The 25,077-nt window shown below is 69.2% G+C and carries 20 protein-coding genes; 8 read left to right on the plus strand and 12 right to left on the minus strand.

Translation table 11 applies throughout. The features are described from left to right. Nucleotides 1-282: 282 nt before the first annotated feature. The 5 genes from VKV26_00140 to VKV26_00160 all read right to left on the minus strand — a co-directional run bounded on the left by VKV26_00140 (nt 283) and on the right by VKV26_00160 (nt 7,682). The gene (locus VKV26_00140; GenBank protein HLZ68293.1) at nt 283-756 is read right to left on the minus strand and encodes an HIT family protein; all 474 of its coding nucleotides are present in this window, start codon (nt 754-756) and stop codon (nt 283-285) included. Nucleotides 757-1,361: 605 nt separating this feature from the next. After that, nucleotides 1,362-1,697 carry an AbrB/MazE/SpoVT family DNA-binding domain-containing protein gene (locus tag VKV26_00145; protein HLZ68294.1) on the minus strand — a complete coding sequence of 112 codons (336 nt, stop codon included), beginning with the start codon at nt 1,695-1,697 and terminating at the stop codon, nt 1,362-1,364. Between the two features lie 102 nt (nt 1,698-1,799). Beyond that, nucleotides 1,800-5,339: an ABC transporter transmembrane domain-containing protein gene (locus VKV26_00150; GenBank protein HLZ68295.1), complete on the minus strand. Its 3,540-nt coding sequence runs from the start codon at nt 5,337-5,339 to the stop codon at nt 1,800-1,802. Nucleotides 5,340-5,625: 286 nt separating this feature from the next. Further along, nucleotides 5,626-6,738 carry an isocitrate/isopropylmalate dehydrogenase family protein gene (locus VKV26_00155; protein ID HLZ68296.1) on the minus strand — a complete coding sequence of 371 codons (1,113 nt, stop codon included), beginning with the start codon at nt 6,736-6,738 and terminating at the stop codon, nt 5,626-5,628. A 23-nt stretch (nt 6,739-6,761) separates the two neighbouring features. Then, on the minus strand, nt 6,762-7,682 hold the full coding sequence (locus tag VKV26_00160; protein HLZ68297.1) for an inositol monophosphatase: 921 nt from the start codon (nt 7,680-7,682) through the stop codon (nt 6,762-6,764). A gap of 229 nt (nt 7,683-7,911) precedes the next feature. Here VKV26_00160 and VKV26_00165 point away from each other — a divergent pair, with 229 nt between their 5' ends. Then, the gene (locus tag VKV26_00165) at nt 7,912-8,721 is read left to right on the plus strand and encodes a hypothetical protein (protein ID HLZ68298.1); all 810 of its coding nucleotides are present in this window, start codon (nt 7,912-7,914) and stop codon (nt 8,719-8,721) included. A gap of 16 nt (nt 8,722-8,737) precedes the next feature. Here the strand turns inward: VKV26_00165 and VKV26_00170 are convergent, their stop codons facing one another. Beyond that, nucleotides 8,738-10,036, minus strand: a complete 1,299-nt coding sequence (locus VKV26_00170; protein ID HLZ68299.1) for a GDSL-type esterase/lipase family protein — start codon at nt 10,034-10,036, stop codon at nt 8,738-8,740. 117 nt (nt 10,037-10,153) lie between these two features. Further along, nucleotides 10,154-10,510: a hypothetical protein gene (locus VKV26_00175; protein ID HLZ68300.1), complete on the minus strand. Its 357-nt coding sequence runs from the start codon at nt 10,508-10,510 to the stop codon at nt 10,154-10,156. Between the two features lie 111 nt (nt 10,511-10,621). On the opposite strand from VKV26_00175, the gene VKV26_00180 reads away from it, so the two are divergent. Then, nucleotides 10,622-11,356 (plus strand): HAD family hydrolase, encoded by a 735-nt coding sequence (locus VKV26_00180; protein HLZ68301.1) that lies wholly within the window; start codon nt 10,622-10,624, stop codon nt 11,354-11,356. Nucleotides 11,357-11,638: 282 nt separating this feature from the next. Here the strand turns inward: VKV26_00180 and VKV26_00185 are convergent, their stop codons facing one another. Both VKV26_00185 and VKV26_00190 read right to left on the minus strand, forming a co-directional pair. After that, nucleotides 11,639-12,148 carry a VOC family protein gene (locus VKV26_00185; protein HLZ68302.1) on the minus strand — a complete coding sequence of 170 codons (510 nt, stop codon included), beginning with the start codon at nt 12,146-12,148 and terminating at the stop codon, nt 11,639-11,641. A 150-nt stretch (nt 12,149-12,298) separates the two neighbouring features. Further along, entirely contained in the window at nt 12,299-13,576 is a 1,278-nt protein-coding gene (locus tag VKV26_00190) for an alpha/beta hydrolase (GenBank protein HLZ68303.1), read from the minus strand. 197 nt (nt 13,577-13,773) lie between these two features. Here VKV26_00190 and glgX point away from each other — a divergent pair, with 197 nt between their 5' ends. Further along, entirely contained in the window at nt 13,774-15,933 is a 2,160-nt protein-coding gene (gene glgX, locus VKV26_00195) for a glycogen debranching protein GlgX (GenBank protein HLZ68304.1), read from the plus strand. Between the two features lie 18 nt (nt 15,934-15,951). On the opposite strand, the gene VKV26_00200 is transcribed toward glgX, so the two are convergent. Together VKV26_00200 and VKV26_00205 are read right to left on the minus strand one after the other, a co-directional pair. Then, nucleotides 15,952-16,335 (minus strand): RidA family protein, encoded by a 384-nt coding sequence (locus tag VKV26_00200; GenBank protein ID HLZ68305.1) that lies wholly within the window; start codon nt 16,333-16,335, stop codon nt 15,952-15,954. Nucleotides 16,336-16,366: 31 nt separating this feature from the next. Beyond that, nucleotides 16,367-17,038 carry a response regulator transcription factor gene (locus VKV26_00205; protein HLZ68306.1) on the minus strand — a complete coding sequence of 224 codons (672 nt, stop codon included), beginning with the start codon at nt 17,036-17,038 and terminating at the stop codon, nt 16,367-16,369. 142 nt (nt 17,039-17,180) lie between these two features. Between VKV26_00205 and VKV26_00210 the strand changes: the two genes are divergently transcribed. The 5 genes from VKV26_00210 (at nt 17,181) to VKV26_00230 (ending at nt 23,859) form a co-directional block, all read left to right on the plus strand. Next, nucleotides 17,181-17,990: an enoyl-CoA hydratase-related protein gene (locus VKV26_00210; protein HLZ68307.1), complete on the plus strand. Its 810-nt coding sequence runs from the start codon at nt 17,181-17,183 to the stop codon at nt 17,988-17,990. Between the two features lie 35 nt (nt 17,991-18,025). Further along, on the plus strand, nt 18,026-20,704 hold the full coding sequence (locus VKV26_00215; protein HLZ68308.1) for a GMC family oxidoreductase N-terminal domain-containing protein: 2,679 nt from the start codon (nt 18,026-18,028) through the stop codon (nt 20,702-20,704). Continuing rightward, a complete protein-coding gene (locus VKV26_00220) occupies nt 20,701-21,753 on the plus strand; it encodes a hydroxyacid dehydrogenase (protein HLZ68309.1) in 1,053 nt (350 codons plus the stop codon). The genes VKV26_00215 and VKV26_00220 overlap by 4 nt, the downstream gene beginning before the upstream one ends. Nucleotides 21,754-21,993: 240 nt before the next feature. Continuing rightward, nucleotides 21,994-22,986, plus strand: a complete 993-nt coding sequence (locus tag VKV26_00225; protein HLZ68310.1) for an aldo/keto reductase — start codon at nt 21,994-21,996, stop codon at nt 22,984-22,986. Between the two features lie 60 nt (nt 22,987-23,046). Then, nucleotides 23,047-23,859 carry a chlorite dismutase family protein gene (locus tag VKV26_00230; protein HLZ68311.1) on the plus strand — a complete coding sequence of 271 codons (813 nt, stop codon included), beginning with the start codon at nt 23,047-23,049 and terminating at the stop codon, nt 23,857-23,859. 18 nt (nt 23,860-23,877) lie between these two features. Here VKV26_00230 and VKV26_00235 read toward each other — a convergent pair whose 3' ends face one another. Further along, entirely contained in the window at nt 23,878-24,963 is a 1,086-nt protein-coding gene (locus VKV26_00235; protein HLZ68312.1) for a winged helix DNA-binding domain-containing protein, read from the minus strand. Nucleotides 24,964-25,077 lie beyond the last annotated feature (114 nt).

A 25,077-nucleotide genomic window follows, 5' to 3' on the forward strand; every position in this document is an offset into this window, starting at 1 on the left:
CCCCGTCGTGCTGCTCAACGATCGTGGCGAGCAGCGCATCGTGGCGTGCCATGGCCTGGCGCATGGCCGCGGGATGTTCCTCCCACGGCCGCGACGAGCCTTCAACATCGGTGAACAGAAACGTGATCGTGCCGGTCGGCAACGCGGTCATCTGCCGCTCCACCAAGACGCCATGCTGTGAAACAGCCGCGCGCGTAGTGTACCGAATCGAGCGACCGGCGTGGGCCGGCCGCCTCACAGCGCAGCGGTCTCTCCCGTTCAAGCGTCAGCCGCAGCCGGGGACTACGGGCCGTCCCCGGTTGAAGGGTAGCGACCAGCAAAGGCAGCGCGGATTGCCGCCGCGATCCTGCCGAGCTCTTCGCGCGGCGGGTGTACGGACCAGTCGGCGGTGAGGCCGAAGCCGTCGCCTGCAAAGCGCGGGAAGACGTGCAGGTGGACGTGAAAGATCTCCTGGAACGCCGCTTCCCCGTCGGCGAGGAACCAGTTCACGCCCTCGCAGCGCAGCCCCGACGCCCGGAGCGCCGCAGCCATGCGCATGCTGGCTTGAAACAGCCGACCGCCCGTCTCTTCGTCCATCTCGCCGACGAAGGCGACATGCCGCTTCGGGATGACCATCAAGTGACCTGGCGTCGCTGGCTCGGTCGTCAAGAAGCCGAGGATCTGCGCGTCCTCGTAGGTGATGCTGGCTGCCGCGCTGCCGGCAACAATCTCGCAGAATACGCAGTCGGTAGGTCCATCCCGGTCGGAGCCGAGCATGACGCCAAACTCCGTGGCTTGCGAATGTATCAATGGTGACCGTTGCTGTTCGAGTCATGCTCGAAAGTTGATGGTGCAGCGGGCGGAAAACGCTTCGCTGCCTCGATGTACACCGTAGCATGTTCACCGATCGCGAAGACCACGCAGGTGTCCTCTTCAGCTCGGTAGACGTAGACGGCACGATAGCCGCCGCCTTCCTAGCTTAACACGCGACCTAGGCTACATTGATATCAATGGCGGCACCAACTACTATTGTAATTGATGAGGGGTGCACTCATGAGGCTTCGTCTCATCGGCGCCTTGCTCTTTGCCACCGCCGGCGTTTTGGCCTTGTGGTCGGTGATCGATCAGGGCCACCCTGACATCAGAGCCGCGGGCACGCCGCAGGCAACCCACCCAAGCGGCCGGCTGCCCACCACAATCATAACCCCGCCCGCGCCATCTGTTGTGCCCGCTGACCAGCTGCCAAGGCAGCCGACACCGCTGCCGCCAACTGTGCAGCCGACTCTCACTGGACCGCTGTTTAACCCACCAGTCGCGCCTACAGCATTTGCAGCGCCGCTTTCGGGAGAGACGCCGATTCCCGTCATCTCGCCCAAGGTCCGTTAGACGTCGGGTCGTGGACCGGTGCGCTTGGGTTTAGCTCCGCGTGGAGCCGTGGTGGACTCGAAGCCGAGTGCGTCGATCTCGGCCTGCGTGATTCCCAGCTCTGCCATGACCTGCTCGTGCGTCAGGAAGCGCTCGGGATGCTGCTGGTAGGCAGCCCAAACCTGGCGAGCGACAGGGCCGTAGGCAGCGTACGGATCGTCTGCCGGTCGCACGCGAATCTCCCCATCGACAAGAGCATAGCAGACGGCGTCACCGGGCTTGAGGCCCAGCGCCTTCCGCATTTCGCGGGGAATGCGCAACCGATCCTTCGCGTCAATGGTCCCGATCGTCATCGCCTGCTTCCTGTGGGCATTGCCCACCAATCATAGTAGAGGGGGCAAGGCAGCAGGAGTACGGACCCAGCATCGACCCGCATCAGCATGCCGAGGGGTGGGTTAGCCCCCCTGTTCGTAGCGCAGGGCGCTGCCGCCGAGCTGGATCACGTCGCCGTCCCGCAGCTCGGCGGTGGTGACCGGCTGGCCGTTCAGGCGGGTGCCGTTGGTGCTGCCGCTGTCGGTGAGCACGTAGCGGCCGGCCGGGTCGCGCTCGATGCGGGCGTGGAAGCCGGAGACGCGGCGGTCGGGCAGCACAATATCGTTGTTCGGGTTGCGGCCGATGCCCGTAAACTGCTCGTTCAGCGTGATCACACGGCGGTTGCCCGCCTCGTCCTGCATCACCAGGCGCGGCCGCTGGCGGGTCCACGGCGCCGCGAACAGGCTTGCCGCCTGCTGCTCAGTTCCCGGACGCGGCGCCGACACCACTTCCTCCGGCGGCGCCACGGCCACGGCGGGTGAGGCGGCCAGCTGCGAAAGCTCGGCGCCGGCCCCCTGCCGCTCCGGCCCGCGCGCGACATGCCGCTCGGCCACGGCCTGCTCGATCGTCTGGCGCAGCCCCGGCACCGCCTCCAGCAGCGCGAGAAAGCCCTCGCGGTCGAGCGAGTAGAGCGTGAGCGCCGAACGGGCGCGGACGGTTGCCGTGCGCGGCGTGTCGTAGAGCAATGCGATCTCGCCAAAATAGTCGCCGGCGCGCAGCACGGTCAGCTCCCGGTCGTGGCCGGCGCCGTCGCGGCCGATCACCGTCGCCTCGCCGCCCACGATCAGGTAGAGCTTGTCGCCCGGCGCGCCGGTCGCGATCACGTCGGCGCCCTCTTCGCAACGCTCGGTGGTCAGGCGCGAGGCGAGGCTGGAGAGCTGGTCGCCGTTGAGCGTGGCGAAGATCGGCACGCGGCGCAGGTACTCGATCTCCAGCGCCAGCTTGAGCACGCCGCCCGGCACGGCGCCGCTCTGTTCTTCGTATAGCCGTGCGTAGAGGCCGCCCTGTGCCAGGAGCTCGTTGTGCGAGCCCTGCTCCACCAACCGGCCGCGGTCCAGCACGAAGATTCGGTCCGCCGTCGCCGCCGAGGCGAGGCGGTGGGTGACGCTGATCGTGGTGCGCCCTTTCGCCAGCGAGGCGAGCGTGTGGTTGATCGCGTTCTCCGTGCGTGGGTCGAGCGCCGAGGTCGCCTCGTCGAGCACGAGGATGCTGGGGTTGCGCAGGATGGCGCGGGCGATGGCGATGCGCTGGCGCTGGCCGCCGGAGAGGTTGGCGCCGCGCTCGCCCACGGGCGTGTCATAGCCTTGCGGCATCTGCACGATAAAGTCGTGCACCTCGGCGGCGCGCGCCGCGGCCTCGACCTCCTCGTCCGTCGCGTCCTCGCGGCCGAAGCGGATGTTCTCGCGCACACTCCGGTTAAACAAGAAGTTGTCCTGGAAGACGGTGCCGATCTGGCGGCGCAGGGAATCGACCTGAAGCTCGCGCACGTCACGGCCGTCCATCAGCACGGCGCCGCGGTCGGCGTCGTAAAAGCGGCTAATCAGGTTGGTGACCGTGCTTTTGCCGCTGCCCGACGGCCCGACGAAGGCGACCGACGCCCCGGCGGGAATGACGAAGCTCATGTCCACGAGCTGCGGCTCGGCGCCGGTGTAGCTGAAGGTCACCTGGTTGAAGCCGATGCCCTCGCGCAACGGCGCGGCGGGCTGCGCACCGGGCTGGTCGGCGATCTTCGGCACGGCGTTTACGACCTCGTTGACGCGGTCCATGGCGCCGGTCGCCTGCTGCAAGGCCTGGGCGACGCCGCTCATGCTCTGCGCGGGCGCGATCAGGCCGCCGAGCAGGCCGAGGAAGGCGAAGAGCGAGCCGAGCGTGAGCTGGCCCTGGATCACGAAGTAGCCGCCGATGCCCAGCACCAGCACCTGGATCAGCGTGGTCAGCAGCGTGGCCGAGAGGCCGAAGAGCGAGCCGAGGAAGACGACGCGGATGGCGCTGCGGTAGAGCTGCTGGATCGAGGCCAGGTACTCGCGGATGAACGTGCCTTGCAGGCTGTACGAGCGCACCACCGGCTGCGCGGCGATGTTCTCCTGCAACACGCCGGTGACGGCGCCGAACTGCTCCTGCCGCTCGCGCGCGGCCTTCGACGCCGGCGGACCGAGCAGCTTCGTCGTCAGGAAGAAGAGGGGCAGGACCACCACGGCCATCGCCGTCAGCTTCCAGTTCAGATAGAGCAGCGAGCCCAGGCTGACGACGAAGGTGGTGACCAGCACGAAGCCCTGCAGGAGGGCGCCGGTGAGCGCGAAGTCCACGGCAAAGAGGTCGTTGGACATACGCGAGAGGATGTCGCCGGTCGATGTGCGGCTGTAGTAGTCGGCGGAGAGCTCTTGCAGGCGGGTGAACATGCGGGTGCGCAGGCTGCGCATCACGCCCTCGCTCACCTGCGCGTTGAGGTACTGCTGGCGCAGGGCGGCCGCGGCCAGGACCAGAAAGACGACCAGGCCGGCGGCAAGCAGCGTGAACAGCGTGCCGGAGTCGCCCTTCGTGACGGTGCCGTCCGGCAGAGGATGCGGGAAGGCGTTGTCGACGAGATAGCGCTGGGCGAAGGGCATCGCCTGGCTGAAAGCGATGCTGAACAACACGTAGACCAGGATCTCCGCCTGCTTCAGCCGGTACGGCTTCGTCAGCGTCCACGACTGCTTCAAGAAGCGGCCGATGCCGCTGGTCTTCGGCCCTGCCTTCTTCAGCGCCTGCAGCCAGCGCTTCTCCAGCCCATCGAAACCGGCGCCGTAGGCCGCGCGGGCGGCGGCGTCGGGATTGTGCGGATCGTAGGCTGCAAGCAGCTTCAGGAACGCCGGCGCGCCGCGCTCGCCGATCAGGTAGCCCACGAAGGCGACAGAGACCGGCGCGTAGATCTGCGCCGTTTCCGGGGAGGGGCCGTTCAGCAGCGGCCGGACCGCGACCGGGGCGCCGGAGGCGAGCATGCCCGAGAGCATCTGCGCCAGAGCCTCGGGCGGCGGCACGAAGCCGAGCCGCTGCCCGACCACGCTGACCGCGCCGTCGAGTAAGAGCGGCGCCTGGCCCGGATCGCGTCCCGTCTGCAATTGCAGCAGCAGCCGTGCCGTCGTGCGCTCGATATCCACGCCCGGTGCGTCGGAGCGGAAGATGCTCCACACCTCGCGTCGCTCCGGCACGGCGTAGCTGCCGGCGGTCAGCGCCTTGCCGGGTTGCGCCGGATCGTTGAGCACTTCGCCGAGATAGATCGAGATCGGGCCGGGGGGCGGCTGCAGGCCCAGCAGCTCGCCCAGTGCACTGATTAGCGTCTCCAGCCGCTGGCCGACAGAGGCCGACTGTTGATCGGCGAAGGAACCGGTCTGCACGAAGATGCGCAGGTGCGGCGTCGTCTCGACACGGCGCTCGACCGGGCGGCCGATCGAGCCGTCGAGGCGCGAGGCGTCGAGCCGGCGGCCAACCTGGCGGCCACACTGGTTGCAGAACTGCGCGTCGGGCGCGAGCATCGCCTGGCAGCCAGGGCAGGCGAGCGGCGTGGCACAGGCGGAGCAGAAGAACGACCCCGCCGCGTTGGTGCGCCCGCACGCAGGGCAGGTGATACCGGGCGGCGCCGTCATCTGAGCAGACCCCTTCGCACCGGCCGCGCTCCGGCTCTGGCGAAAGTATCAGAGATCGGCTTCCCGCGTGGCAAGCAAGCACCCGCCGGCAGTTCCGCGCGCGTGCAAGCTCGCAACAGGGGTTTGGCGGAGCGCGGGCCGCTGTTCGTCAGCAGGCGGTTGGCGCACAGCAGCAGACGGCGGTTCCGCCCGCCGGCTGAGCGCGGTTTGCCGGGAAATCCTGCACCAACGCAGCGAATTGTTGCATCGCCTCGTGCTCGCCCGATTGCCCAAGGTGGTGCAGGGCCTACAAGCCGCCTCTCTCTCCCCTCTTGCCCGCTCCCTCGTGCAGCTCATGCAGCACGGCGCGAGTGAACTCGCGCGTGCCGACGACGCGCGTCTCCATGCCGTGCGGCAGGTCCGCGGTGCGCACCTCGCCGTCGCGCAGCACGCTGCGCACCGACTCGTCCACGCGGTTAGCGGCGGCGTCTTCGCCCAGGTGGCGCAGCATCAGTACACCGGAGAGGATCGCGGCCGTGGGGTTGGCAAGGTCCTTGCCGGCGATGTTCGGGGCGCTGCCGTGCACGGGCTCGAACATCGCGGCCTCCGCCCCGATGTTGGCGCCGGGCGCGATGCCCAGGCCGCCCGAGAGCCCGGCGCAGAGATCGGAGACGATGTCCCCGTAAAGGTTGGGCAGCACCAGCACGTCGAACATCTCAGGGTGCTGCACGAGCTGGGCGCAAAGATTGTCCACGATCATGTCGTCGAAGAGGATATCGGGGTACCGGGCCGCCACCTCGCGCGCGACGGCGAGAAAGAGCCCGTCCGAGCTCTTCATGATGTTCGCTTTGTGCACCGCCGTGACTTTGCGCCGGCCGTTGCCGCGCGCGTACTCGAAGGCGTAGCGCACCACGCGCTCGGTGCCGAAACGTGAGATCAGCTTGATCGAGACGCCCACGTCCTCGCGCACGTCCGCGTAGCCGTGCGTGTTGATCCAGCGGATCAACTCGTCGGTGCGCGTGTCCTGGTAGCCGAACTCGATGCCGGCGTAGACATCTTCGGTGTTCTCGCGCACGACGACGATATCGACGTGGCCGAAGCGCGCGCCCGTGCCGGGGTAGCTGCGGGCCGGCCGCACGGCGGCATAGAGGTCCAACGCCTTGCGCAGGGCCACGTTCACACTGCGGAAGCCCGTGCCCACGGGCGTTGTCACCGGCCCTTTGAAGGCGACTCTTGTCACGCGGATGGCGTCGATCACGCGTTCGGGCAGCGGCGTGCCTTCCACTGCCATCACCTCAGCGCCGGCACGCTCTTCGCGCCAGTTGAAGCGCACGCCGCTGGCCTCCAGCACCTCGCAGGCGCAGCTCATCACCTCGGGGCCGATGCCGTCGCCGGGGATCAGGGTCACGTCGTGGGCCATCGTAGCGGGTGCTCCACTGTGGATCAGGCTGAGGCCGGGCGTGGGGCGAACGGTTCGCGGCCGGCCTTCACGCGCTCGGTCAGATCGACGGCCAGCGGCTCGTTTGCGGCGATGATCGCGCCCTGCCACTTCCGCAGCGGCCGCCCGAGCGGCGCTTCGAAGGCGCGCAGCGGCTGCCAGGGGCGCTCGCGCTCCTGGCGCTGCATCACGCAGCCGCCCGCTTCGAGGATGAGCGAGACCCCAGCCGCCACGTCCCAGATGCGCGGAATCCAGAACGCGGAGAACTGCAGCGCCCCGCAGGCGGTGAGCGCCAGCTCCAACGCGATGCTGCCCAGGGTGCGGACCTCGGGCCGGCCGCGCGCCTCGCGCCGCCGCTCGATCTCGCCTTGGTAGACCTCCGGCAGGCAGGCGAGTCGCGACGAGCGTAGCTCGGCCGCGGCGTCGACGGCGATCGGGCGGCCATTGAGCCGGGCGCCGCCGCCCTTGCGCGCCGAGAAGAGCGCCGGCTCGCCGGCCACGCCCAGCGGCGCAAAAATGGCTCCGGCCACGGGCACGCCATACCAGAGCACGCCGATCGAGACGGACCACATCGCCTGCCCGTTCAGGTAGTTCGAGGTGCCGTCCAGCGGGTCGATCACCCAGACGATCGGCGCGCCGTCCGGTCCGGGGTCGCGTCCCTCCTCACCGATCATGCTGTGGTCGGGGAAATGGTGCGTCACCTGGCGGAAGAGGAACTCCTCGGCCTCGCGATCCGCTTCGGAGACGGGGTTGCTGCGGCTGCCGCCCTTGTACTCCACATGCAGCGCCTCGCGGGCGCGCGCGCTCAGGCGCTCGCCGGCCGCGATCGCCCATTTGCCCGCGCACGCCTCGATCTCGCGGAACAGCGAGCTGTCCGCCGGCTCGGGGCCGCACACGACTCCGTCTGGGCTGGTCTCCTGCGCCATCGTCCTCATCATGCCACAGTCGGCAGTCATCGCGCGGAGTGGCGCGCTCCCTTGCCTTCGCCTCGCCGGCTGAACACGCCGCGACTCTCACCCCTGCTGGACCTCACCGCTTCGGTCGATTAATGACGGGGGTCCGAAGAGGTGGCCGCCGGAGTAGCTGGTGATGACCGACTGCACAAGCGACACGGCCGGACCGCGAACGGAGGCGGTCGAGGCGATCAACACGCTGATGGACGCCGGCCTGCGACCGCGCGACTGGGACAGCCTCAGTGTCAGCCGGCTGGAGAGCACGGCCGATGGCTGCCCAGCTTCGGCCGAAGCGAACCTGCTGCTCTATTACCGCTTTAGCGACGCCGGCCAGCCCGCGCTGGCCGCTGCGCATCTCAATCGGCTGCTGGACGTGGGCCACCGGCTCGCGCCGTCGCTGCAGGCCGAGCTGGCCTTGACCGCCGCCTATTTCGCCGCGCGCCATGTCGGCGACGCGGGTGCGGCACGGGACTGGCTCGAACGGGCGCCGGCCGACGGCGCGCATCCGGCGCTGCGCGCCCAGGCCGAGGCAGCAGTGCTGCTGGCGGAAGGCCGCTGCTCTGCTGCCCAGGACGCGGCGGAATCGGGGCTGCTCAGCCTGCGCGACGGCCTGCTCGGCGGTCTGAGCGCCGTACAGGGCGATGCCCTGCGTGAGCTGGTCAACGCTGCAGTAGCGGCGAAGCCCGCGCCACCACCTGCGCCCCTCGCCCCGACGTCGTCGACGCCGCCGGCGCCGTCGCATCAACCGACGGCTGCTGAACCACCCAACCGCGGCGGCGGCGGCGCGACGGTGCCGGCCGATGCCGGTGCCACCGGGCCGACGATCGGCCTCGGCGTCACGATCGCGATCGTGGCCGCGGTGACCCTGGTGGTTGCGGTGATGCCGCTGCCGCGCTGCGGGTCAGCGCGCCTGACCGGGCGGCAAGTCGATCCGGCGTTCACCCAATCCGACGGGTCCGGCCAAATCGTGATCGTCGGTCCCGACGGTCAGACGGTGCAGATCGACCGCTGAACCAGCCGCAGCGATATCACGGGATGGGTAACTGCCTGAGCCGTTCGATGCCGGCCGCTGCCCTGCCGGCGATGGCCGCCGCGCCGGCCCGCGCCTGGTCCATTCCCGCTGCCGCGTGATCTCGGGCGCCTTGGGCTGCGGCGTGGGCAGCGGCCCGGACGATGGCCGCGCCGATCCGCGCGAAGCCGGCGGCGCCGCGCGTGCTCCCAGACGGCTCCGCGGCTGCATCAAGGCCGCTGCTCAGGACGAAGTTTTGGATCGCGCTCTGGCCGGGCCGTAGCGTAACGCTGGCAGCAGCCACGCGATCGCCTTCATCGCCCGCTGCGAAATGCAGCGCCATGCCTGCCGGCACATCGTCGACGCGGTAGGCGCCGTCCACGTCCGTCACCACGCTGCCGCCGCCGTACCAGACGCGCACGCCCGTGGCCGGACTGCCAGCCTCGTTGCGCACCACACCGACCAGACTGCCGGCCGCGGTCTCTGGCGCGATCGTGACGGCGGCCAGGGCGTCGCCGAGCAGTGCGTAGCCGCGATCGTTGGGGTGGATATTGATGATGCACTTGCATGACATCCACGTGGTTTGCTGCTCGACGCCCGCGAATGCCGCGTACGGCTCGGCCACACGCAGGCCATGCTCGGCGGCGATGTCCAGAATCGTCTGGTTGAGCCGGCCCATGGCCCACAGGTCAGAGTCGGCATCGCCGAAAGGCTCGTAGTAGGCGAGCAACACCAGGTCGGCGGTCGAGTCCGCCGCCCGCAATTCGCTCTCCAGCTTGGAGACGATCGTTTCGAGGTTGGTTCGAAGCGTCGCCAGCGCCGCCAGCTTCGCCGCGGTCGAATGGCCGGAGCCATGCACGTTCAGCGCGTCGTTTCCGCCGATGTCCAGGGTGACCGGGCCGATGCCGGCGCCGTGGTTGCGGATCTCCGCCACGGCGCGGGCCAGTTGCGAGCGGCTGTCCGGGTTGCTGAAATAGTCGCCGATGAAGGAGTTGGTCGTCTCGCCGCTGACGCCGAGATCGCGCACGCTCACGGCATGGCCCGCGAAACCTTCGAGCCGGCGGGCGAAGTCGGCGACATAGCCGGAGCGGCCGGCGCAGCCGACCGGGCAGCGCGACGAGCCAACGCCGGTGGCCAGAGAATCGCCCAGGGCAAGATACTCGTTGCCGGTCGCGAATACGCGGGCGTCGGAAGGCGTGTAGCCGCGGACTGGCGCGACCACAAACAGCGACGTGAAGACGGCGACGACGCCAAGCGTTGAAGGCAGCGCCCAACGGCGCAGCGGTGGCCGTTGCGCCCCCGCGGTGTCTGCGGTCATCGTGGCCCGACTCCGAGGCGTGGGACTGAACGAGCGGCTGCCCGCTCGGGCACCCAGTGTAGCGGGAAGGGGGCTACCGCACGAAGCCGGCGCCCGGCGCGGCGGGCATGCGCCGCATCAGCCGAGCAACATGTACGCGCCCGCCGCAGCCCAGGAGGCGACGCTGATCAGCGTGCCCCACAGCCCGAGCGTGGTCCAGCGCAGGCCGTGCCAGCGGTCGTCCGGCGGATCCCACGGCTCGAGGGCGCTGAGCAGCGCAAAGAGGCCCGGCACCAGCAGGACGATGTCCAGAGCCACCAGCACCGGGCCGCCGCCCGGCCCTTCGCCGTTGAGGAAGACGCTGGCGACCAGGCCCACGCCGAGGATGACGCCGAACAGGCACTGCACCGAGCCGACGAACAGGAAGACCGCGCGTGCCGCCACGCGCAGCCAGCGCACCCAGCGAAGTCGATACTGCCGTGCCGCCGAGTTCACGCGGCCCTCCGTTCGCCCGCGACCCGGCTTCGCCGCGACGGCGGACGATACTATTCTAGCGTCAGTCGCGATCCGGTTGCTGAAGATCGCGCGGGACGGATTGTACGCAGGATGCCGCCGAGCGCTATCCTCTTCGACTTCTACGGCACGCTGGCCTCCGGCCAAAACCTCGGCAACGTGCGTGAGTTGGAACTGTTCGCCCAGTTCGGCTACCGGGTCGACGCCGAGCAACTCCGCCGCAGCCGCGCGGCAGTGCAGGCGCGGCTCGACGGGCCGGAGCCGATCGACCACCGCGAGTTCAGCGTGAGCCGTGAGCGGTACAACGAGTTTCAGCGCCGCCATTATGCCGTCGGGCTGCGCGAATGCGGCGTCGATCCGGACCATCCGGGACTGTTCGAGCGGCTTTGCGAACTGTGGGACGACCCGTCGCCGATCTACCTCTTCGACGACGCCCTGCCCGTGCTGGCCGAGCTGCGCGGTGCCGGCTACCGCCTCGGCCTCGTCTCGAACTGGTCGTGGGGACTGGAGACGATCCTGCAGCGTACCGGCCTGGCGCCGCTGCTGGAGTGCGCCGTGGTTTCGGCCCGCGCCGGCTACCGCAAGCCGCATCCGGCGATCTACCGCCTCGCGCTCGACGCGCTCGGGCTGGAGGCCGACGAAGTCCTGTTCGTGGGCGACAACCCGCACGCCGATGTCGACGGCCCGCTTGCGGTGGGTATGGCGCCGGTGCAGATCGACCGCGTGGGCGAAGCGCTTCGCCGGCCCGGAATCCCATGCATCTCTGAGCTTGCCGGACTGTTCAAGCTGCTGCCCGAGGGCCGCGCCGCGTCACGGCATTTTCCGTAGCGGCTGCACCGCAACTTCAGTTCGATGACCCCTCGCCTTCCCTCCTGGAGTGGGAGGAGGCGAGGGGCGATCGCTGGCTGGATGTTCCGGGGCCGCGGCCGGTTAGCAGGCAAGGGCAGGAGCAGGTGGCGCCCCCTTCGCGCCGCGATGCGCGAGCAGCGGCGCTCGACCACCTCGACGTCGCCCGAAGCGCTTCAAACAGGATCGCCCCTCTCCCAATCCTGGGAGAGGGGCAAGTGACGACGGACAAGTGACATGAAATGCGGGCCGAACGGCGCCGGGTTACACGCCCACCGGCACCTTCGTGGGGCGGGTGATCGGCGTGGCGCGGGTCTGCACCGAGTCGTCGAGGTCGCGCTCGTCCAACGCGCGCACCCAGCAGGCGAACTCCAGCAGGATGCCGTCCGGGTCGCGGAAGTAAATCGACTTGCAGAACTCGTGATCAAGCGCCCACATCGACTCGACGCCGGCCTCTTCCAGCCGATCCCAGGCGGCCCAGAGCTCGTCTTCGTTCTCGACGGTGAAGGCCACGTGGTGCATTGAGGCGTGCGCGCTGTGGAACTGCGTGTAGCCGGCGTTGCCGACGCCGGGCTGCGCCTCGGGCGCCTCGGGGAACCAGAAGAAGGCGAGCTGGTTGCCGCCGCCCATGTCGAAGAAGTAGTGCTTCGCGCCGCCGCGGATATTCAGCTTCGCGGTGAGCTTCATGCCCATCACGTCGGTGTAGAACCGCACCGTGCGGTCCATATCGCTGCAAACCAGCGCGAGGTGGTGAACGCCCTGTGCCCGGATCATGCTCGTCTCCTTTCGGGGTGCCGGCTACGAACTGCTTCTTACAGTAGCACCGATATGCCCAGCTTTCCACAGACCCGCGCGAAGATCGCGATTCCGCTGGGCCGGATCGCTTGCACATCTCAGGCGTCCGCCGAGCGACGGAAGGTATTCTCAGGCGGGGAAGCGCTGCTTCAGCCATGCCGCGAGGATGCCCGCGAACTCCGCGCGCGGGTTTGTGCCCGGTGCGTCCGGCAGCGGGCGCAGGTAGTGGTCGGCGCCGCTGAGGTCGTGGCGCACCTTGTCCGGCGCCGCGATCGCGTTCCACATCGAATCGGCGTTGGCGGGCAGGATATCGCTGTCGCCATCGGCCGCTGTGAACAGTGTCGGCACGGTGATGCTGCGCGCGTTCTCGACGAAGTTCGCCCGCGACGACGTGCCGCTCCAGGTCGAAAGCCAGGCGCGGGGCGAGAGCACGCGCGAGATGTTGCTGGAGAAGTAGTTGCCGAACTCCGGCCGCGCCGTCGGGCCGCCGAAGATCGTGCCGATCGGCCGGCGATTCGGGTCGATGCTCAGGTCGAGATAGGCCGGATTCGCCACGGTGCGGTAGATCAGCATCAGCCGGTGCGGAATCGCGCGGCGGCGGGCGCGAATCAGCGCGTACGGCGCCATGCCGCTGCCGGCCGCCGCGCCCGCTCCCTCCCGTTCCTCGGCCAGGTGGGCGCGGGCGATCGCATCGAGCCGCAGGTGGCGCGCCCGCTGCGCCTCTCGGTAGCTTGCCAGCCAACCGCGGGCGTACGTCGCCGTGCCCGTTCCCGGGTCGTAGCCGTTCTCCGGGTTGAACATGTCGAGCGCGGGGTCGCAGGAGAGCGGGTCGGCCTCGTCCGTGACCGAGGGGTCGATGCTTTGCAGCATGAACAGCCCCTCGCCCGAGTGCGCGGCCAGCGCCACGAAGCCGTCGCCTGCAGGCAGGTCGCCGGTCAGGTCCACGTGGCTGCCGCCGGGCGTGTCCTGCTCGCGTTCCGCCGGCGGCAGCACCGCCTGCGCCTGGTAGAAGGCATAGAGCGAGGCACCGCCGCTGTTGCCGAGCAGCACGATGTTCTGAAAGCCGCGGGCGCGCAGGTGACGTAACCCAGCGGCGATGTCCAGCACCAGCCGCTCATGAATCGCTTCGGTGTCGTTGTTGAGGTAGCGGCTGTTGTGCCCCCAGGCCGCGTAGCCGGCCGCCACCAGGTAGGGCACGGCGTAGTGGCGGGCGAAGTCGCCGCGGGGGTGCATCAGGCAGCACACGGTGCGCGGCAGCCGGCCGGCGGGATAGTAGAGCACGCCGGCGCTCTCGGCGCTGTCGTCGGCGAAGAGCCGCTGCGGCTCGATCGCCGTGTTATCGGGGAGCGCATCGTAAAACGGCCCTCCGCGGAACTCGGCGGTGTGGGAAACCACCTGCTGTGTCATCGCTGCAGACCTCACAAACCTCGCTGATCTTGGCCTTCGCCCGGCCAGTGTGGGCGATGGCCGGCGCGGAGTAAAGGGGCGTTTGACGGGAAGCCTCAGCGCTCGCATTGCACGCGGGAGGCGTGAGCCCCCGACGGCATTCGCTACAGTGGATCGGCGGGAGCGGTGACGAGGCCGCTCGCGCCGGAGTTGTCCTGTTGGCTGCTGGACCCAATCTCAATGTACGACCCGGCCGCCCCTACCCGCTCGGCGCCACCAGCGACGCGGGCGGCGCCAACTTCGCCGTCTTCTCTGAGAACGCGGAGTTCGTCGAGCTGTGTCTGTTTAACCGGCCGGCGGCCCGCGCGGAGACGGCTCGGATCCGCATGCTGGAAGTCACCGCGCACGTGCACCACGTCTACGTCGAAGGCGTGCGGCCCGGTCAGCTCTACGGCTACCGCGTGCACGGCCCCTACGCGCCGGAAGAGGGCCATCGCTTTAACCCGAACAAGCTGCTGATCGATCCGTACGCGCGCGGCCTCGCGGGCGGCGTCAACTGGGAGATGCCGATTTTCGGCTTCCCGCCCGGGCACGCGCGGCGCGACCTCGGCTTCTGCCGCCGCAACGACGCCCACGCCGTGCCCAAGTGCGTGGTCATGGCCGACGATTTCGTCTGGGGCGACGATCGGCCGCCACGGACACCGTGGCGCAAATCGGTGATCTACGAGGTGCACGTGAAGGGCTTCACAAAGCTGCACCCGGATGTGCCGCCGGAACTGCGCGGCACGTATGCCGGCCTGCACAGTCCTGCCGCGCTGCGCCATTTGCAACAGCTCGGCGTCACCGCGGTGGAGCTGCTGCCGGTGCACGCCTTCATCGACGACGGCTTCCTGCTCGATCGCGGGCTTGTGAACTACTGGGGCTACAACACGATCAACTTCTTTACGCCCGAAGGCCGCTACGCCTGCGCGCAAGACCCCGCCGGCCAGGTGCGCGAGTTCAAGCAGATGGTGAAGGCGCTGCACGCGCAGGGGATCGAAGTCATCCTCGACGTGGTCTACAACCACACCGCCGAGGGTAACGAGCAAGGGCCGACGTTGAGCTTCCGCGGGCTCGACAACGCCGCCTACTACCGCCTTGTGCCGGAGCAGCCCCGCTACTACTTGGACTACACGGGCACCGGCAACACGCTGAACGTGCCGCATCCGCAGGTGCTGAAGCTGATCATGGACTCGCTGCGCTACTGGGTGCAGGAGATGCACGTCGACGGCTTTCGCTTCGACCTGGCCGCGTCGCTGGCGCGCGAGCTGCACGATGTGGACCGGCTTTCGGCCTTCTTCGACGTGATTCACCAGGACCCAGTGATCTCCAGCGTGAAGCTGATCGCGGAGCCCTGGGACGTGGGCGAGGGCGGCTACCAGGTCGGCAACTTCCCCGTGCTCTGGACCGAGTGGAACGGCAAGTATCGCGACACCGTGCGCCGCTACTGGAAAGGCGACGCCGGCCTGATCTCCGAGCTCGGCTACCGCCTCTCCGGCAGCAGCGACCTCTACGAGCGCGGCGGCCGGCGACCCTCGGCCAGCATCAACTTCATCACCTGCCACGACGGCTTCACGCTGAGCGATCTCGTCAGCTACGACGCAAAGCACAACGAGGCGAACGGCGAAGCGAACCGCGACGGCGCCGACCACAACGACTCGTGGAACTGCGGCGCCGAGGGTCCGACGGACGATGCGGCGATCCGCGCCCTGCGCGCCCGCCAGCAGCGCAATTTTCTTGCCACGCTGCTGCTCTCGCAGGGGGTGCCGATGATCAGCGCCGGCGACGAGATCGGCCGTACGCAGCAGGGGAACAACAACGCCTACTGCCAGGACAATGCGATCTCCTGGCTGCACTGGGATCTGAGGGAAGAGCAGCAGCAACTGCTGGAGTGGGCGCGGCGCCTGCTTTCGTTCCGCGCCGAGCAACCGGTGCTGCGCCGCCGTCATTTCTTCCAGGGCCGGCCGATTCACGGCACCGGCGTCGAAGACCTGGCCTGGTTCCGGCCCGACGGCGAAGAGATGACCGAGCAGGAGTGGGTGACGAGCTTCAGCCGCAGCCTGATCGTGAAGCTCAACGGTGAGGCGCTGGACGAGATCGACGAAGAAGGCAACACCGTGCGCGGCGATAGCCTGCTGCTGCTGCTCAACGCGCACCACGAGGCACTGCCATTCACGCTGCCGGCAGCCTCGCCCGGCACGGTTTGGGAGATCGCATTCGACACCGCGCGCCCGGACCTGGCGCCGGCAGCGTGCCGGGTTTGCGAAGGCGGCCCGGCGATCGACGTCGAAGCGCGCTCGCTGGTGGTGCTGTGCCGGAGCGCGGGTGAGGCTCGCTGATCGGACCAAACGCCGACCTCAGTCCAGCTCCGCGATCGCCTCGATCTCCACGAGGAAATCTGGCGTGGCGAGGCTGGAGATCACGACGAACGTGCTGGCCGGCCAGTCGGACTGCCAGTACTTGCTCCGCGCCTCCGCAATCGCCGGCCGGTAGGCGAGGCTTGTCGTGTAGGTATTCAGCTTGACGATGTTCTGCATCTTGCCGCCGGCGGCTTCCACGACGTTCTGCAAGTTGGCGAAGACCTGCGCCGCCTGCGCGGCGATGTCGCCCGGCCCGACCAGCTTGCCATCGCTGTCCTGCGCGACCTGCCCGCTGATGTAGAGCGTCTTGCCGGCGCGCGTGGCGTGTGAATAGCCGGTGGTGGGGTGCACGGCGCCCGGCTTCAGGATCTCGTGAGCCATCGTCTCTCTCCCCGGCCGCTGGATATGAGGGTCAGCCGTCTTTGAAACGGTAGCCCACGTTGCGCACCGTGTCGATGAAGATGTCGCCCTGGCGCAGCTCGATCTTGCTGCGCAGGCGGCGGATGTGCACATCCACGGTGCGGGCGCCGCCGAAGTAGTCGTAACCCCAGACGCGGTTGAGCAACTGCTCGCGGGTGAAGACCTTGGCCGGATTGCTCATCAGGAAGCGCAGCAGCTCGTACTCTTTGTAGGTCAGCTCCACGGGCTGGCCGGCCACCGTGACCTTGTAGTTGGCGAGGTCGATCATCAGGTCACCGCAGCGCAGCACGTTCTGCGCGTCCACATTCGTCCTCCGGCGCAGCGCCAGCCGCACGCGCGCCACCAGCTCACCGGGCCGTGTCGGCTTAAGCAGCACGTCGTCCGGCGGTGGTCCGCCGTCGAGACCCGCCAGCGATTCGTCGGCCAGCATCACCAGCACGGCGGCGTGCTCCGCGATCGCCTGGTCATCTTGCAGCCGGCGCAGCAACTCCGTGCCCGCCGCCTCCAGATCGACGAGCAGGAGATCGGGCGGCGCCTGCTGGATGCGCTCGAACGCGGATTCGGAAACCGCCAGCGCGGCGGCGCGAAAGTCGTGTTGCTCCAGCACGCCGGCGAGAAAGCGCCCCTCGCCGTCGTCGTTGCCGAGCAGCACGATGTGGTACATGGCTCCTCCCGACTGGTCGATGGCTCGCTGGACAGGCAAGTGTAGCAGACGGATCGTACAGGGAGGTTTCAGGCGCGTTTCCTGCCGTTGCGGCCCCGCGCCGCGGCTGGCATGATCGCGGCAACCCGCGAAGGAGCCGCAGATGACCAGCGCCGCGAAAGCCTACAGCGACATTCTCTACGAAAAGCACGACGACGGCGTGCTCGTCCTGACGCTTAACCGGCCCGAACGCATGAACGCGCTCGGCGGCGAGCTTGCGTCCGAGTTGATGGACGCCTTCGCCCGCGCCCGCCTCGATGACGACGTGCGCGCCGTGGTGCTTACCGGCGCCGGTCGCGGCTTCTGCGCGGGCGCCGATCTCTCGCGCGGCACGCCGAAGAGCGGGGACACCGCCCGCCACGCACGCTTGGACCGCATGGGCCGCGCTGGCCCGTTCATGCTCGCGCTGCGCGACATTGACAAGCCGACGATCGGCGCGATCAACGGCGTGGCCGCCGGCGCCGGCATCGGCATCGCCACCTCGCTCGACATCCGCATCGCCTCCAGCGAAGCCCGCTTCACCACGGTCTTCATCAAGCGCGGCCTGGGGCCGGACTTCGGCTCGTCCTACTTCATTCCGAGGCTGGTCGGCAGCGCGCGGGCCTACGAGCTGTTCTTCACCGGCCGCTTCGTCACGGCGGAGGAGGCGCTGCAGATCGGCCTCGTCAATCGCGTGGTCGAGCCATCGAGGCTGATGGACGAGGCGCTGGCGCTGGCGCGCGAGCTGGCCGCCGGCCCGCCCATGGCGATGACCTTCACGCGGCGCGCCCTGCAGCGCAGCCTGCAAAGTACGCTGGAACAGCAGCTTGAGTTCGAGTGGACCAACCAGATCGTGGCGCTCGACTCCGAGGACGCGCGCGAGGGCGTGCAGGCCTGGGCGGAGAAGCGCACGCCGCACTTCGAAGGGCGCTGAGCCCCCGACGACTCCATGCGACACGGAGGCCCGCCATGCCCTACGACGCGATCGTGGTCGGCGCCGGCTCGGCCGGCTCGGTGATCGCCGCCCGGCTCAGCGAAGATCCGCGGCGCTCCGTGCTGCTGCTGGAGGCCGGGCCGGACTACGCCGATCTCGCCAGCACACCGCCGGACCTGCTCAACGGCCTCTGGAACTCGACCCGGCCGCACGACTGGCGCTTCCGCGCCCATCATTCCCAGACGGGCCGCCCGCACCTGATGCCGCGCGGCCGCGTCACCGGCGGCTCCTCGGCGGTGAACACGACGATCGCCCTGCGCGGCGTGCCGGAGGACTACGACGCGTGGGCGGCGCTCGGCAACGGCGAGTGGTCCTGGGAGAGCGTCCTGCCGTTCTTCCGCGCCATGGAGCACGACGTCGACTTCGCCGACGACTTTCACGGCCAGTCCGGCCCGATCCCGGTGCGGCGTTACTCCTATACGCGCAATGAGCTGGTCAACTGGCAGCGCGCCTTCGTGGACGCCTGCCGGCACCTCGGCCTGTCCAGCGCCGCCGACAACAACGACCCCAACGCCACTGGCTGTGGCCCGCACCCGATGAACCGCGAGGGCAGCCTGCGCATCTCGACCGCGATCGCCTACCTGGCGCCGGCGCGCGGCCGGCCGAACCTGACCGTGCGCGGCGACACGCACGTGCGCCGCGTGCTGCTGGATGGCTCGCGGGCGGTGGGCGTCGAGATCGAGACCGATGGGGCGCCGGAATCGATCTTCGCGGACCTGATCGTGCTCTGCGCCGGCGCACTGCAAAGCCCGGCGATCCTGATCCGCTCCGGCATCGGCGGGCGCGAGGCACTTGGCCGGCTCGGGCTGCCTGTCGCCGTGGAGCTGGCGGGCGTCTGCGAACACCTCTGCGACCACCCGGTGGCCGGCGTGATCTACGAACCACGGCCGGGGGTCTGCCGCACGGACGTGCCCTCGGTGCAGGTGACGTACCGCTATACGGCGGCAGGCAGCGATCAGCGCAACGACATGCAGGTGATGCCGGTTTCCTTCTACCAGACCGCAGACGGGCCGGTGTATTCGATCGGCGTCGTCGTGGAGCAGGTGCGCGGCCACGGCCGGCTCGTGGTCGAGTCGCTGAACCCGCGTCTGCAGCCGCGCATCGAGTCGCACTTTCTGGAAGACGAGGAAGACCTGCGGCGCATGGTTGACGGCATGCGCCTGGCGCTGCGCCTGGGCGAGACGGAGCCGCTGCGCGCGCTGCATACCGGCATCCGCCGGCCGCGCGCGCAGCACCTGGAAAGCGATGCGTCGTTGGCGGCCTGGGTGCGGCGGGTGGCCGACTCCGGCTTTCATCCCTGCGGCACGGCGAAGATGGGGCCGGCGAGCGACCCCATGGCCGTAGTCGATCAGCACGGCCGCGTATACGGCGTGCGGGGGCTGCTGGTGGCCGACGCCTCGATCATGCCGACGGTGCCGCGCGCCAACACCAACTTCACCTCGATCATGATCGGCGAGCGCATCGGCGCCTGGCTGCGCGACGGCATGGCGGGCACCGACGTCGCCGCTGCTCCGGCGCACGCCATTGCGTCCAAAGACCTGCAGGCCGTCGCACCGAACGGCCGGCCTATGCCGGAACACCCGGTCGCGCCGCGCCCCACACGCAGCCCGTTCGCCGTTGCCAGGGATCGCGGCGCAGATTATCTCGAATCCCGCCAGCGCGAGGACGGCCTCTTGGGCGACGAATCCGGCGGCCTGGGCGGCTTCTACAAGGCGACCTACGCCCTGGCAGCGGCCGGTCGCACGCGGGCCGCCGGGCGGATGGCCGGCTGGCTGCGCAGGAACGCAGCCACGCCGGAGGGCGACTTCGTCGGCGACTGGGAACGCGGCGGTCTTGCCGATCTGTATCCGTACGGCAACGCCTGGATCGCGGCCGGGCTGATTCGCGCCGGCGCCATCGGCCTCGGCGGCCGTGGGCTGGACTTCCTCGCGACGATGCAAGACCCGGAGTCGGGCGGCCTGCGCACACGCATCGACCGCAACGGCCCGGAGGTGCGGCAGGAGGTGATGTCCAGCGCAATGGCAGGCGTCGCGGCGCTGATCGGCGGGCGGCTGGAGATGGCGGACGGTGTCGCCCGCTTCCTGCGCACCGTGCTGGCGGCGCAGCCGCGGCCGGCGGAGATGCTTTGCCACGTCTATACCCCCGCGCAAGGCGTGATCACCGAGTTTCCGGAGGAGAAGGCGCGCGAGTTCGCCGTGATCGCAAACCGGCCGCTGCAGGCGTACTTCATGTACGGCATCGGCGCCGCCTTCATGACCGGCTACGCACAGGCTCGCGGCGACGGCCGCGCCCTCGACGACGCGGCCGCCTTCCTGCTGCCCGCCCTCAACGCGACGGACGCGATGTACGAGACGGCGCAGGTGGGCAAGGTCGCCTGGGGCGCGGCGCTGCTGGCCGGCGCGACGGGAGACAGGACGCACCGCGATCTCGCCCTCCGCGCCGCCGGGGCGCTGCTGGCGCAGCAGAACCCGGACGGCAGCTGGGACAACACCGGCGGCTACACGACGGAAGGCTCTCGCGACGAGGTCACGGCCGAGTTCGTGGCGATCATGGACTGGGTCGAGCAGGGGCTGGCCGGCGCCTCGCTCGACGGATTCAGGCCCCCGACACCGGCCGCGCTGCTGGCGGGCGCGCCGGCGAGCGGGCGGCGATGAGCGTGCGCATCGTCATTCCCGACGACTTCCCTCCGGCCTACGCCGGCCGGCCGGAGCTGGAGGAGCTGCGCAAGCTCGGCGAGGTCACGCTCTACGGCGACCGCGCCGACACGCGCGAGGAGCTCGTGCAACGGCTGGCCGGCGCGGACGCAGCGATCAACGTGCGCGCCTACACGCGCTTCGACGAGGAGCTGTTTGCAGCGCTGCCGCGGCTCAAGCACGTCGCCATCTTCGGCGTCGGCACCGACAACTTCGACCTCGACGCGGCCACGCGGCACGGCGTAATCGTCAGCAACTGCCCCGGAGAAAACGCGCGCTCGGTGGCCGAGCTGGCGATCGCGCTGATGCTCGCCGTGGCGCGCACGATCCCGGCCTACGACCGCGACGTGCGCGCCGGACTCTGGAAGCACTACCATGGCATAGAGCTGGAGGGCAAGACACTCGGCGTGCTTGGCCTGGGCAGTATCGGACGGCACGTGGCGCGCATGGGCGCAGGGCTGGGGATGAAGGTCGTGGCCTGGAGCCCGACACGTGACGAAGCCCGCGCGGCTGCCCTCAGCCTCACACAGCTTGAGCTCGGCGGCGTCCTGCGTCAGGCCGACGTGCTGCAAGTCTGTGTCGCCCTCTCCGAGCGCACGCGCGGGCTGATCGGCGAGCGGCAGTTCGCACTGATGAAGCCGGGCGCGATCCTGGTCAACACCGCCCGCGCCCCGATCGTGGACGAGCCGGCGTTGATCGCCGCGCTGCAGTCGGGCCGGCTGCGCGGCGCGGGCCTCGACGTCTTCGCGTCGGAGCCGCTGGCGCCGGACAGCCCGCTGCGAGCGCTGGAGAACGTCGTGCTCACGCCGCACGCCGGCTGGGTCACGACCGAGGCCAGCGCCCGCCTGCTGATCGCGCCGGTGCGCAACCTCGCCAACTGGCTTGCCGGCCAGCCGACGAACGTGGTGAACCCTGCGGCGCTCGCCCGCACAACTGACCCCGCTCCCTCTCCCAATGCTGGAGGGAGGGAGCGGGGCAATCCACTGGATGAAGGTCCGGGGACTCGCTGAGTTGGCCCTGCTCGGCGCGAATCCGATCATGCCGCGAGCCATTGCAACTGATCAGAGATTCGCGCCTTCAGCCTTGATCGCCCGAAGATCGCTCTCCCCTTCCCCCAGAATTGGGGGAAGGGGCAGGGGGATGAGGGCCGGCCCCGAAGCTGCGCAAACCTGCGCGCGTCTCTGGCACCGCCGGATGCTAAGCTCAAAGCAGATTGTGGCTTCTGTCACAGGCTTCGCGGAGGGCGGGAGATGCGCTACCGGCCGATCGGCGGCACCGGCTTGATGGCCTCGGAGTTCGGCTTCGGCGCCTGGACCATCGGCAGCGACTGGTGGGGGCACATCGACGACGATCAGGCGCGGCGCATGTTGAACCACGCCTTCGATCTCGGCGTCAACTTCTACGACACTGCGGACCAGTACGGCGAAGGCCGCAGCGAGCGCCTGATCGGCGAGACGTTCGCCGGCCGGCGCGACAAAGTCCTGATCGCCGGCAAGTTCGGTTACGACTTTTACGCCGGCCACCGGCGTGAGGGTCACAACGAGCTGCCGCAGAACTTCGCGCCGGAATTCGTGCGCTTCGCCCTCGAACGCTCGCTGCGCCGGCTGCAGACCGACTATCTCGACATCTGGCATATCCACAACGCGCGCATGGAGTCGCTGCGCGACGACCGTCTCTGGCAGACGCTCGCCGACCTGCGGCGCGAGGGCAAGGTCCGCCACCTGGCGGTGGCGCTCGGCCCGGCAATCGGCTGGCTCGACGAGGGGTTGGCCGCGCTGCGCGAGCGGCCGATCGCGGCGATGCAGATCATCTACAACCTGCTGGAGCAGGAGCCGGGGCGCTCGTTTGTGCCCGACGCGGTGAAGCGCAACATCGGCCTGCTGGTGCGCGTGCCGCATTCCTCCGGCCTGCTCGAAGGCAAGTTCACGCTGGAGACGACATTCGGCCCGAACGACCACCGTAGCCACCGTAAGCGCGAGTGGCTCGTGGACGGCCTGACGAAGCTGGAGCAACTGCGCTTTCTCACCGACGACGGCTCGCGCACGATCGGCCAGGCGGCGCTGCAGTGGCTCTACGCGCAGCCGCAGGTCTTCTCCGTGCTGCCGAACCTCTACGGCATGGAGCAGATCGAGGAGTTCGCCGCCGCCTCCGACGCGCCGCCGCTGAGCGAAGAGCAGGTCAACCGCGTGAACAAGCTGTTCGCGACGAACTACGGCCTGGCGACGGCAAGCGCCAGCGCGTAGCGGCCTCGCCGCTCGTTCCTCGTTCCTATTTCCTTGGCTCTATTTTCTCAGGAGTGCGCCATGGCCGAGCAGCACACCAGTGGCAACGGGCAGCATCGCTACGGCACGGGCCGCGTGCCGCTGCCGCAGACCAGCCACGAAGGCATGGACGAGATCAAGAAGGGCCAGTTCGTCCAGTACGCCTTCTACACGATCGATTCCGCCTGGCGGCGGCTTCCGGCCGAAGAGCGGGCGCGGCAGAAGTCCGAGTTTGCCGATACCGTGGCGGCGCACGCGGGCGAGGTGCAGACACGGGTCTATAGCCTCGTGGGGCTGCGTCCCGACGCCGACCTGCTGCTCTGGAACGTCGCCGGCACGCTCGATGCCTTCAGCCGGCTCGGCGCGGCGCTGCTGGGCACCGGCATGGGCGCCTATCTGCGCACGCCGTATGCGTATCTCGCCGTCACCAAGCGATCGATCTACGTCACGCGGCACGCGCACAGCGGCCAGGACGGCCAGCGGCTGGAGATGCGGCCCTCCGGCGCAAAATATTTGTTCGTCTATCCCTTCGTGAAGACGCGCGCCTGGTACAAGCTCACCCAGTCGGCGCGGCAGGGGATGATGGACGAGCACATCACGATCGGCCACAAGTATCCGAGCGTGAAGCTGAACACCACGTACTCGTTTGGCCTCGACGACCAGGAGTTCGTTGTCGCCTTCGAGACCGACGAGCCGCGCGATTTCGTCGATCTCGTGCAGGAGCTGCGCGAAACCGAGGTCAGCCTCTACACACTGCGCGATACGCCGATCTTCTCCTGCGTGGCGATGACCCTGCCGGAGGCGCTCGACGCGCTGGATGGCGCCCGCGCGGCCGCGCCGCATCCCGTCGCCTGAGCGCGGAGCAGTGAGGCGCTACGCCGCACTCACACCGCTCACCCCCACGCCCAGGAAGCGGCCGTACCGATCGGCCGCCGCGGCGATCGCCTGCGCCTGAGAGGCAGGGCCGGCAGCGAACAAGTCGTAGGTGAGGCTTGCCGCATGCCGTGTCAGCGTCCGCTTCCAGGTACCCGCGACGCGGCCGTCGATCACCACTGTCGGAAAAAAGATGCCATTGCCGCCGGGGACGATGCGCGGCGCGTGCGCGGGAGCCAGCACGGCGCCCCGATCGGCGTAGCCGAGCAGATACTCGTCGAATCCGGGTAACAGATACGTGCTCGGCTCAGTCGTGCCGGCGATCGGCGCGCTGTCGGCGAACCAGCAGGCTTGGCCATCCACGTCATCGCCGGTCAGACCCGGCTTAACGAGATCGAGCCCCGCCCGCGCCTCGCCGGCAGAGAGGCCGGACCACCAGGTGAAATCGCGCAGCGTGGCCGGGCCGTGGCTGGTGAAATAGCGCCGTGCCAGCTCGCCGATCGCCTGTTCGCGATCGAATGCGGTCGTCGCCGGCAGCCACTCGTCGAGCAGGACAAATGTTTGCTGCGTCCCGGCCGACGGACCGAAGCAGATCACGCCGTCATTGGCGAGCCGCCAGAGGATGTGATAGCCGCGCTGCCCGGCGGTGGAGACGCCGGCCCGCTCAAGCGATTGCAACAGTGTCGCGCGCGTCAGTGGTCCGCCGCCTGCCAGCGCGGCTTCCACTGCTGCTCGACTGAGGGCGAAGACGGCCTCATCGAGCTCGAGTTGCCGCTGGCGCCGCGCGCTGCGCGCGATGTTGCGCGGCGCCAGCAGCGCCAGCAGCCAGCGCATATCGGCCGCCGCAACGAAGTGCAGCGTGCCGCGCAGCGCCCAGGTGCGCACGACCTGGCGATCGCCGACCGCCTGCTCAACCTGCGCAATCGTGGCCGCGGGCAGCCGCAGCCCGATGGACCAGAGGGCGCCGGCGTAGTCCTGCGCCTGCATCGCCCCCAGCCAGGAGACGATCTGCCCCGGCTCCGGGCACTCGTGCCGTGCGATCTGCTGGTTGTGCAGGCGCAGTCGAGCGACGGTGGCGGCATCCATTGCCTTCAGTGTAGCGGACGCCGAGCACCCGCCGCCGCGTGTGTACCTTCGTTGAGCCTGCGCCGCGGCCGCACCTATACTTGACCGGAACGATGGCGTGGGCCGCCGCCTGCC

The sequence above is a fragment of the Dehalococcoidia bacterium genome, assembly GCA_035310145.1.
GTDB lineage: Bacteria > Chloroflexota > Dehalococcoidia > CAUJGQ01 > CAUJGQ01 > CALFMN01.

What these genes read in the sequence shown, in the direction of transcription:
- VKV26_00140 (HLZ68293.1), bottom strand. Translation starts at nt 756, where the DNA reads ATGCTCGGCTCCGACCGGGATGGACCTACCGACTGCGTATTCTGCGAG.
- VKV26_00145 (HLZ68294.1), bottom strand. Translation starts at nt 1,697, where the DNA reads ATGACGATCGGGACCATTGACGCGAAGGATCGGTTGCGCATTCCCCGC.
- VKV26_00150 (HLZ68295.1), bottom strand. Translation starts at nt 5,339, where the DNA reads ATGACGGCGCCGCCCGGTATCACCTGCCCTGCGTGCGGGCGCACCAAC.
- VKV26_00155 (HLZ68296.1), bottom strand. Translation starts at nt 6,738, where the DNA reads ATGGCCCACGACGTGACCCTGATCCCCGGCGACGGCATCGGCCCCGAG.
- VKV26_00160 (HLZ68297.1), bottom strand. Translation starts at nt 7,682, where the DNA reads ATGGCGCAGGAGACCAGCCCAGACGGAGTCGTGTGCGGCCCCGAGCCG.
- VKV26_00165 (HLZ68298.1), top strand. Translation starts at nt 7,912, where the DNA reads ATGGACGCCGGCCTGCGACCGCGCGACTGGGACAGCCTCAGTGTCAGC.
- VKV26_00170 (HLZ68299.1), bottom strand. Translation starts at nt 10,036, where the DNA reads ATGACCGCAGACACCGCGGGGGCGCAACGGCCACCGCTGCGCCGTTGG.
- VKV26_00180 (HLZ68301.1), top strand. Translation starts at nt 10,622, where the DNA reads ATGCCGCCGAGCGCTATCCTCTTCGACTTCTACGGCACGCTGGCCTCC.
- VKV26_00185 (HLZ68302.1), bottom strand. Translation starts at nt 12,148, where the DNA reads ATGATCCGGGCACAGGGCGTTCACCACCTCGCGCTGGTTTGCAGCGAT.
- VKV26_00190 (HLZ68303.1), bottom strand. Translation starts at nt 13,576, where the DNA reads ATGACACAGCAGGTGGTTTCCCACACCGCCGAGTTCCGCGGAGGGCCG.
- VKV26_00200 (HLZ68305.1), bottom strand. Translation starts at nt 16,335, where the DNA reads ATGGCTCACGAGATCCTGAAGCCGGGCGCCGTGCACCCCACCACCGGC.
- VKV26_00205 (HLZ68306.1), bottom strand. Translation starts at nt 17,038, where the DNA reads ATGTACCACATCGTGCTGCTCGGCAACGACGACGGCGAGGGGCGCTTT.
- VKV26_00210 (HLZ68307.1), top strand. Translation starts at nt 17,181, where the DNA reads ATGACCAGCGCCGCGAAAGCCTACAGCGACATTCTCTACGAAAAGCAC.
- VKV26_00215 (HLZ68308.1), top strand. Translation starts at nt 18,026, where the DNA reads ATGCCCTACGACGCGATCGTGGTCGGCGCCGGCTCGGCCGGCTCGGTG.
- VKV26_00220 (HLZ68309.1), top strand. Translation starts at nt 20,701, where the DNA reads ATGAGCGTGCGCATCGTCATTCCCGACGACTTCCCTCCGGCCTACGCC.
- VKV26_00225 (HLZ68310.1), top strand. Translation starts at nt 21,994, where the DNA reads ATGCGCTACCGGCCGATCGGCGGCACCGGCTTGATGGCCTCGGAGTTC.
- VKV26_00230 (HLZ68311.1), top strand. Translation starts at nt 23,047, where the DNA reads ATGGCCGAGCAGCACACCAGTGGCAACGGGCAGCATCGCTACGGCACG.
- VKV26_00235 (HLZ68312.1), bottom strand. Translation starts at nt 24,963, where the DNA reads ATGGATGCCGCCACCGTCGCTCGACTGCGCCTGCACAACCAGCAGATC.